General features: G+C 58.7%; 7 protein-coding genes. 4 read left to right on the top strand and 3 right to left on the bottom strand.

Features of this window, described 5'->3' with window-relative positions; translation table 11 throughout:
* Window positions 1-646: 646 nt before the first annotated feature.
* Window positions 647-880: a hypothetical protein gene (locus P3T23_RS46745; protein ID WP_429322803.1), complete on the bottom strand. Its 234-nt coding sequence runs from the start codon at window positions 878-880 to the stop codon at window positions 647-649.
* A gap of 478 nt (window positions 881-1358) precedes the next feature.
* On the opposite strand from P3T23_RS46745, the gene P3T23_RS46740 reads away from it, so the two are divergent.
* From P3T23_RS46740 to P3T23_RS46730, 3 genes are all read left to right on the top strand, one after another.
* Window positions 1359-2222, top strand: coding sequence for a hypothetical protein (locus P3T23_RS46740; protein WP_429322802.1), 864 nt, complete (start codon window positions 1359-1361; stop codon window positions 2220-2222).
* A 386-nt stretch (window positions 2223-2608) separates the two neighbouring features.
* Window positions 2609-2950: an SHOCT domain-containing protein gene (locus P3T23_RS46735; protein WP_429322801.1), complete on the top strand. Its 342-nt coding sequence runs from the start codon at window positions 2609-2611 to the stop codon at window positions 2948-2950.
* A gap of 28 nt (window positions 2951-2978) precedes the next feature.
* Complete coding sequence (locus P3T23_RS46730; RefSeq protein WP_429322800.1) at window positions 2979-3191, top strand: hypothetical protein; 213 nt, start codon at window positions 2979-2981, stop codon at window positions 3189-3191.
* Window positions 3192-3659: 468 nt separating this feature from the next.
* Here P3T23_RS46730 and P3T23_RS46725 read toward each other — a convergent pair whose 3' ends face one another.
* A complete protein-coding gene (locus P3T23_RS46725; protein WP_429322799.1) occupies window positions 3660-3875 on the bottom strand; it encodes a hypothetical protein in 216 nt (71 codons plus the stop codon).
* 615 nt (window positions 3876-4490) lie between these two features.
* A complete protein-coding gene (locus tag P3T23_RS46720; protein WP_429322798.1) occupies window positions 4491-5927 on the bottom strand; it encodes a hypothetical protein in 1437 nt (478 codons plus the stop codon).
* A 622-nt stretch (window positions 5928-6549) separates the two neighbouring features.
* Here P3T23_RS46720 and P3T23_RS46715 point away from each other — a divergent pair.
* A complete protein-coding gene (locus P3T23_RS46715) occupies window positions 6550-7242 on the top strand; it encodes an alpha/beta hydrolase family protein (protein WP_429322797.1) in 693 nt (230 codons plus the stop codon).
* The last annotated feature ends 415 nt before the right edge of the window (window positions 7243-7657 follow it).

Below are 7657 nucleotides of genomic sequence, written 5' to 3'. Positions count from 1 at the left end.
ACTCATTTCCTGACACGGACCATCGGGCGGGTGAGCACGGAGATGAGCTTGCACGTGCTGGCGTACAACATGAAGCGGGTGATCAAGCTACTCGGATCAGAAGCGGTTATGAAGGCGATGCGGGCGTGATGCCCGTACGGGGTTGTTGAGCCTTTGCGATGTGTTCGGCCGTGATTTGACGTTCGGGTTGCCGCAATCGAAACGCCGCGACCTGCGCCGAGACAGGTTTCGTCAATTCCCAGTGGCCAGCCGTTTTGACACACTCTGGGCCGCAAGCTGACAGCTAGGCTATGGAGGCTACCGCCCCTCGTGTTCGTCTGCCTCGCCGTCGCGGAGTATCCGCAGCACGGCGTTTGCTGATTGTCGCCCTTCACGACAATCACTAAGCAATTCGGGTGAGGGCGAAGAAGCGGCCGCGGCCGCCGCCGTATTGGCAGGCTGATCGCCGTTACTCCACGATTGAAAAGCGCGCCGGGCGGCGTTGCGGCGATTTGGTGGTCCGCTCAACGCGCGGGCTGGCGCCGCGGATGAAGAGGATCGCGCAGATAGCTACCATCGTCCAAATGCTGAGAATTACGGTCAAGGCACTCATTTCAGTCTTCAGAAGTTTGACACTGCGATTAGTTCTGTCTGGCCTGACGGCCAATCAATGTGTCGTAGGTTGGTCGGTACCTTTGAGCAATAGCTCATCGATCAGGCACGTGGTCAGTGCCAGCTGCTTTTCGAGCGATACGCGCGCTCCTTCCGCACCCACCGTGTCGCCACGTGCGACGGCGTTGTGAGTCTGCGTCGCGAGGCGCAACACGGACTCCGACGCGAGGTGCAGGCCGCGCATCATGCCCGCGTCGGAGTACGGCGAAGGGCTGTTCCAATCGGACATAGATACGTCCGGCAGGCCAACTTCGAACTGACGACTTTTGTGGTGGCGGAAAGACATCTCAGGCTCCCTGCGCGATTGGCACGATGTCAGTGTGCGCCGACGATGGGGAGTCCAATCCGTTAAAAAGAAGCCAATTTTGGAGTTAATCCGTCGCCATCGAAAGAACGAAAAATTTGCTAAAAATGGGGCCGGGCCGCGCGCGGCTAGAAACTGGGCGGGTACCGGAAACCAACTTCCCTCTGAAAAACCTTGACGGACTACCTCAGGGCGTGAAGCGGTCCTTCGCCATTCTCGTTAGCGGCCATTCGGCGCGCCCGATTGCACCACCCTCGGCACCGACGCGGGAACTCCCCATACAACAACAAGTACGTAAGCTGGGGTTGCGCCCGCGCGCGGGATCGCGTAACTAGCATGTCTCGACGCTAGCCCTTGGACCAAGCTATGATTCAGCATTGGCTCATACCATGAAAAGGAGAGTATGGCGACCTGTTACCAGTGTGCTGCCTCAATCCGTCCGAACGAGGGGTATCGTCGACAAGTTCAGACTGGAACAACAACACGCGTTTACATCTCTCGGCGACCAGGAAGTTCGTATGGCAATTCCTACGGACTTCGGACACTCTGCCAAAACTGTTCGGCCGTTGTTGATCAACAGCGCGCGGTCACCAATGAAAAAAACAAGCTAGCCGGCATTTCTGCGATAGTTGGCCTCATTAGTGCCGCAATCGCATTCTTCAACGTTCGTTCGTTCGGCGATGATGACAGCTCCCGTTTGGTGTTCTTTTTCTTGTTGTTGGGTGGGCCCGGCTTTTGTTTGTACTTTCTCCTGTTAATCTTCCGAAACAAGAATACGGGCACAGCAACGTATTCGCAAGAGCACCAAGGATTTGATGAGCCTGTAATGCCTACGGTGGTACCTTCTCAACCCATTGCACCGGTTTTACAATCGACACACGCTGACACTCCGAACGCTCCGTTGCCAGCAATGGGGGAAGCATTGAAGAGAACAGCCTACAACCTTCACGACAAAGGGCTTTCGTTGTTTGGGATTTACGGGCTGACAGAGACTACCGAGGACTTACCTGAATTGCTGGAAACGATTGCAATTGCAACCCCGCCGCGATATTTGAAGGATATGGATGGCTGGCAAAAAGCTATCGAAGAGCAAGCATATCGTCGTTTTTTTCAGGAATTAACCAAAGCGACAGAAGGTGGAGAACCTGACTTGCCCTCACTGATACGGATTTTCCCGGCTCGAGAGGACGAAGAGGTTATGGATTACCTCGAGCGACTCAACTCGACTGGCCAGGTTCTAGCGGATATGTTGAATAAGGGTGAATAAAAGATCGTGCCGAGCCCGCTAATGGGTGTCGACGATCTAGAAGTGCGTGTCGAGCGACCGAAACTGGCCGCGGGTGTGTGAAACCGCAAAACTACTCGGTTTTCGGGCGTCGCTTTACCCTTCCCGAGTTGTCGCGAAGCCAATATTACGCGGTCTGAAGGGTCGATTTTTTCGGACGTCGCGTTCAACCTGCGTTTTCACACACCCTCGGCCGAATGCCGTCTCATGCGCTCTGCATCTGCGTTGCGCGACCTCAATCGCCAGTACGTGACCCTGAGCGGTCGGTGCCGGTAGCAGGCTACGGGACGACGCGCAAAAGGTGTTAGATCGCACAGCGCCCCCAAACGCTTGTTATCATCAGCAGCACAAAAAAACGAGGGGCCACGATGAACAAAACGCTGTTGCTGCTGACGGTGCTTCTGGCCGGGTGCGCCAGCACCGCCGACATCGATACCAGTAAGGTCGATCCAGATTGCGCCCATTCATGTAGTGCGAGCTACTCCGAATGCCTTGGAAAATTCACACTCTTTCCGCTCATGGCGCAACACCAATGCACGGACGCGATGAAGCTATGCGTTCAGGCATGCCCTGCCCGAGGATCCGCCGCCGCATCTCCGGTGTCGGATTCAAGCCAACGGCTCGCGAATCTGGACGACCTATATAAGCGTGGTCTGATCACCAAGGATGAGTACGACGCCAAGCGCGCCGAAATCCTGAAGGGCCTGTAATCGGATTGGCACCAGAACGGAGGGAATGTTGAGCAGCGACGATCGACAGCTAGAGCGTCCGACCTTTGACGCCGTGCAGCTAAAGGACGGTTCCGGGTATTTCGTGCGAGTCACTTGGTCGGACGGCTTCGAACAGCAGATTAACGACTTCGCCGACGAAGCCGAGGCCCAGCAGTGGATCAGCGACAACGCGCCGAACTGGCACGAATGGGCATCACACCGCGTACAGCCCAAGACCTGAGACGCCCCTGTCACATCGGCTATCGTACGTACTCAAATTGTTCGCGATGTAGACCTGTCTTGTGACAAATCTAGCCCCCCGTGTCGACCGTCCGTTCGTGGCCGCACTGAGACAAAACAGCGCCGTGCTCACGCGCGCGAGACCGTGGCGGCCGCCAAGTGACGGTATTCATCACGCCACGGAAACGGCGGTGGGGTATTGGGTGAATAACAAGGGTGACGGGTCTCCATGCGCCGCACTCTGTACCGCAAGTTATACAGGGCTTGCCGCACTCCTGGAAGCGTTCGTAGAAGACGGTTTGTCATTCGCTGCCATGAGCCCGTGATGAAGGCGGTCAACGCGCACGTTGACCGCCTCGTGCGAATCTCGATGCGCGATGCGCGATGCAGCCGATTCGCGGATGATTTCGGACGCAGCCAACAGGAGGACCATATCGCATGGCGCCAGCGAAATCGCTTGTGGCCTCCCTCACTGAGCGCCGAGCAACGGACTGCGCGTAAGTCTGGTAACGCAGACGGCCAAGATTTCGTATCCGGGGTCGGCGTACTCGTTCGCCGCTTTTTCCGCTTCCTCAATCGAAAGAAAGGACGTGGCATTTTCAATCGCCGGTGCCATGCCGACGTCGCCGTCCTCGCCGGTGGAGAGGAACTGCTCACCGGTCTTCACCACGTAGATGGATATCATGCCTCCTCCATGGGTTGCATGGGTAGCTTCCAGTCTAGCAGCCCGGAAGGGCTGCGGGCGGTTCGCTGAGTCCTTTCCGTAATGTCCCCGCCGGAGGCATTCCCTGCTCGCTTGTCCGTGCTCGTTCCGCGATTCCGTACGCAACCCGGTAGTTAATTTGATCTGCTGCCGCATGCCTGCGACGAACGTCGGTCAACTGTCGAGGAGCATGTATTCGCAAATCCAGTTCTCGACGATTCAACATCTCTCGTTATCTCAGTTATGTAAAAGGCTGTCCGTTGCGCTCCAAAGCTCAACGATAGGCGCTTGACGACCCACAACTGCCGTTCGGACCCCTCACACAGCCGCGACCGCTTCCAGAGTACAACGGACGCTCGCGCCGCCGCGTTGGCCACCAAGTTGTCGGCCTTATCCGACGTTCGCGTATTGACGATGCAAAGACGGCTCAACGACTTAGGTTCAACGACTTAGACCCGCCGCTCGTCGCGTGTCGACTTCGAGTGGCAGCTGCATGTGTCGGTCAATGGGTTAATTCGACCCACACGAGACGGTTGAGCTGAGCCGTCAGAGGTTTGACGGCGGGTAACTGAGTCGTCCGGTCATCCAGGCCGCGCGTTAGATCATCCGCGCGCGTGCGTCATACGATTTCATCGGTTCCGGAAGTTCCGTGAGGCCAGGCTTGCTCGCGTCCCCTAGGGCGATCAGCATGTTCCTGCCGCTGGCATTGACGCTTTCGTGCAATACTCCGAGCGAGCGGATGACGATCACGTCCTTGTCGATTGACTTGCTGAACTTCAGGCCGGTGTCTGTGCAGTAACTCCTCACGACCTGCTCCAGCACATGGTCGACGAACCCCTCCGCGTTCAGGCGGCGGGTAGGCTCGACCAGTACGTGTTTCGCCTTGCCGTTGCATTGACCCAGCATGGCAATTTTGTTGTCAATCACCGCCATGTCGCCACTGGTGATCTTCGGACCGGTGTTGGCGCTAAACACATTCCGCTCGAATGCCAGTTTCGCCTCCCTGTGCACTGTGATGCCCATCAGCCTGGAAGCGTTGCGCAGCCACGTCTCCCAGCCAACATAACCGCCGGGGTTACGTGCCATATCATGAATTGCGGCTTGGATGCGGATCGCCGTGACCCAGGCACCGTTCAACACCTTATCGGCTGTTGTAGCCGCCTGCATTAGTTCTGGCGATCGTGTTTTATCAAGATGAGGATCCACGTCCCCTTCCACAAAAACGCGGCCGATCCCGGTCGCGATCTGACGCACCACTTCCTTGTAGTAGTCGGCCGTTTTCAACTTGGCCTGCGCGCCGGCAGTCAGAAATCCTTCGTGATGTTCGTAAAGGACATCGGTAGTCGCGCCGTTGGCGATCGCATGCGTGCTCTCATGGACCAGCGTCAGGAAGCCGAGACCATTCATGTCCTGGTTCGCTGCAGCCGCGACCGCGCTCTGGCCGAGAGCCATGCGTGTGCTGTTGGTCAACGCACCGCAACACCAAACTTCGTTCTTGCGCATCAAATCCACCACGATGCCGGAACTTGACCAAAAGGAAGGCGTCAGTCGATCGAGCGCATCGGCTGCGTTCTTGAAGACTGCTTTCGCAGCGGTGTCGTGCCCGACACCAAAGACGTTCTTCACGTACGTGTCATGGAGCCCCTTGGCGATGTCCCTCATTGTCTGGGCGACCTTGGCCGCCAGAGCCGTGACATGCTGCTTCTCCTCCGCTGACAGCTCGCGCGTGTCTGGAACGATGCCGGGATACGTCGTCAAACCACTGGTGTCCATCGCCTGCATCTTCGTGATGATGCTCTTCAGCCGGCTAAGTGCAGGGCCATCGAGCCGAGTGCGCAGCAGCAAAATCCGCACGTCGGCATCGGTCAGCGTCAGGTCGGCGAGAAGCTTTTGCTTGTCGGCCACCTGCATGGACGCCAGAGCGTTGCCGATTGCCGTTTTCAACTTGCGCTCTGCCATCTCCGAGCGCTTGCTCGCACCCTGCAGCATCTCGTCGATGTCCTTCGGGTCGGGTAGTCTAATGTGCGTCACCATGACAGGTACCTCAGGTTGATAGTTGAGACAAGCCCGGGCGCTCGGTAGGCGCGATCTGGGCGCGTTCATTGACTACGGTTTTCGAAATGCACTTAATAAACGTCAGCCTACGGGCATACGCCGATACCCCTGACCAATTGTAGTTAGCAGGACGCGATCAGTTGAGGATGTTCCGCGTGCCACGCTCAAGCGAAGGTCTGCTGTATGGATACAGCCGACGTTTGAACGTCCCTTCGCAGCAACGCATGAAAGGCTGGAGTTGGCCGAACCCAGAACTTTCTGCAGCCGGACATGCTCTTCCTGAGGGCCAGATAAATGAACTGCCCTTCGAGAACTTCCTTTGACGCTGATTGCAGTGTCGTAACAGCTCGCTGACAATGATGCAGGCGTGCTATTACGCAGATGTCTCAAAGCGCGGATCACCTTGCGGCCCACAGATCGGGCTTGCGGTCGTCAACCGGCACATCGCGACTGCGGCGCCGTTCACGATGGGCGCGCGCTCCATGGATCGGCCGGCAAACTCCGCTTTCGCAATGCCCTGCCGGAGGCCGCCCCAAACGCTCCCCGATGCCTCATTGATGCAGAATCGGCGCAAAGGCCACAACGAAACGACCTGAATACGATGGACGACCCAGAATCGCTTTCCCTGGCACTCCCCGACGGCACCAAGGTCTCTGCGCTCCTCCGAGCGCCGGAGGACGCGCGAGCCCTGTATGTCTTCGCGCACGGTGCCGGGGCGGGCATGCAGCACGCCGGCATGTCGTCATTGGCCGACGCGCTTGCGGCGGCAAATGTCGCCACATTGCGCTACCAGTTTCCGTACATGGAGCGGGGCTCCAAGCGGGTGGACTCGCCGGCCGTGGCACATGCTGCCGTGCAGGCAGCCGTCGCAGAGGCCCGCCGGCGGTTGCCTGCCCTGCCGCTCTTCGCGGGCGGCAGGTCGTTCGGCGGCCGCATGACGTCCCAGGCCCAAGCCATCTCCCCGCTGGACGGCGTGCGTGGCCTCGCTTTCGTCGCGTTCCCGCTGCACCCGGCGGGCGCGCCCGGCGTGGAGCGGGCACGGCACCTGGCGGACGTCACGGTGCCGATTCTCTTCCTGCAGGGCACGCGCGACAAGCTGGCCGAGCTTCACCTGCTGAGGTCGGTCGTCGGGACGCTGGGGTCACGCGCCACGCTGCATGTGGTAGACGACGCAGATCATTCGTTCCACGTGCGCGCGTCCTCCGGCCGGACCGACGCGGAGGTTGTGCTCGAACTGGCACGGACGATGTCGGCGTGGTTCTTCGCCGAAGGAGAGTTCGTGCCCGTTACCTGAGCAAGCGCAGGAATGCTTGTAGCAGAGTCGGGACGGCGAGCCGGCGAATTCGCCGTGCAGCACTCGCCCGCTCAATCCCTTTGCTATCCGGAGTTGGTCTCTGGCATAGCCACGATAAGCGACACCTGTCGCGTCAGCGACGTGTTCCCAGTGCCGAGTGAGTGAATTTGTCAGATCCACTTGCGGTGATCCGCCCCGGAAATCGCGTAGGGCATCTGCATTGATTTGGCCGACAGGCCTCCGGCGTCGGTGTCGATCCGTGAGTGACCGCTTAGGGGTGCGGGCGGAGCCAGACTGGCGGAGCGTCGAACGACGCGCATTGGCCCAGAGTGTGTCAAAACGGCTGGCCACTGGGAATTGACGAAACCTGTCTCGGCGCAGGTCGCGGCGTTTCGATTGCGGCAACCCGAACGAG

The sequence above is a fragment of the Paraburkholderia sp. GAS448 genome (genome assembly GCF_050435685.1).
In the GTDB taxonomy this organism is placed as follows: Bacteria; Pseudomonadota; Gammaproteobacteria; order Burkholderiales; family Burkholderiaceae; genus Paraburkholderia.
The sequence above is the reverse complement of the archived record's forward strand: the minus strand, read 5'-3'. Positions and strand labels throughout refer to the sequence as shown.

Coding starts and splice junctions, on each gene's coding strand:
- P3T23_RS46715 (WP_429322797.1), top strand. CDS start 6,550: ATGGACGACCCAGAATCGCTTTCCCTGGCACTCCCCGACGGCACCAAG.
- P3T23_RS46745 (WP_429322803.1), bottom strand. CDS start 880: ATGTCCGATTGGAACAGCCCTTCGCCGTACTCCGACGCGGGCATGATG.
- P3T23_RS46740 (WP_429322802.1), top strand. CDS start 1,359: ATGGCGACCTGTTACCAGTGTGCTGCCTCAATCCGTCCGAACGAGGGG.
- P3T23_RS46735 (WP_429322801.1), top strand. CDS start 2,609: ATGAACAAAACGCTGTTGCTGCTGACGGTGCTTCTGGCCGGGTGCGCC.
- P3T23_RS46720 (WP_429322798.1), bottom strand. CDS start 5,927: ATGGTGACGCACATTAGACTACCCGACCCGAAGGACATCGACGAGATG.
- P3T23_RS46725 (WP_429322799.1), bottom strand. CDS start 3,875: ATGATATCCATCTACGTGGTGAAGACCGGTGAGCAGTTCCTCTCCACC.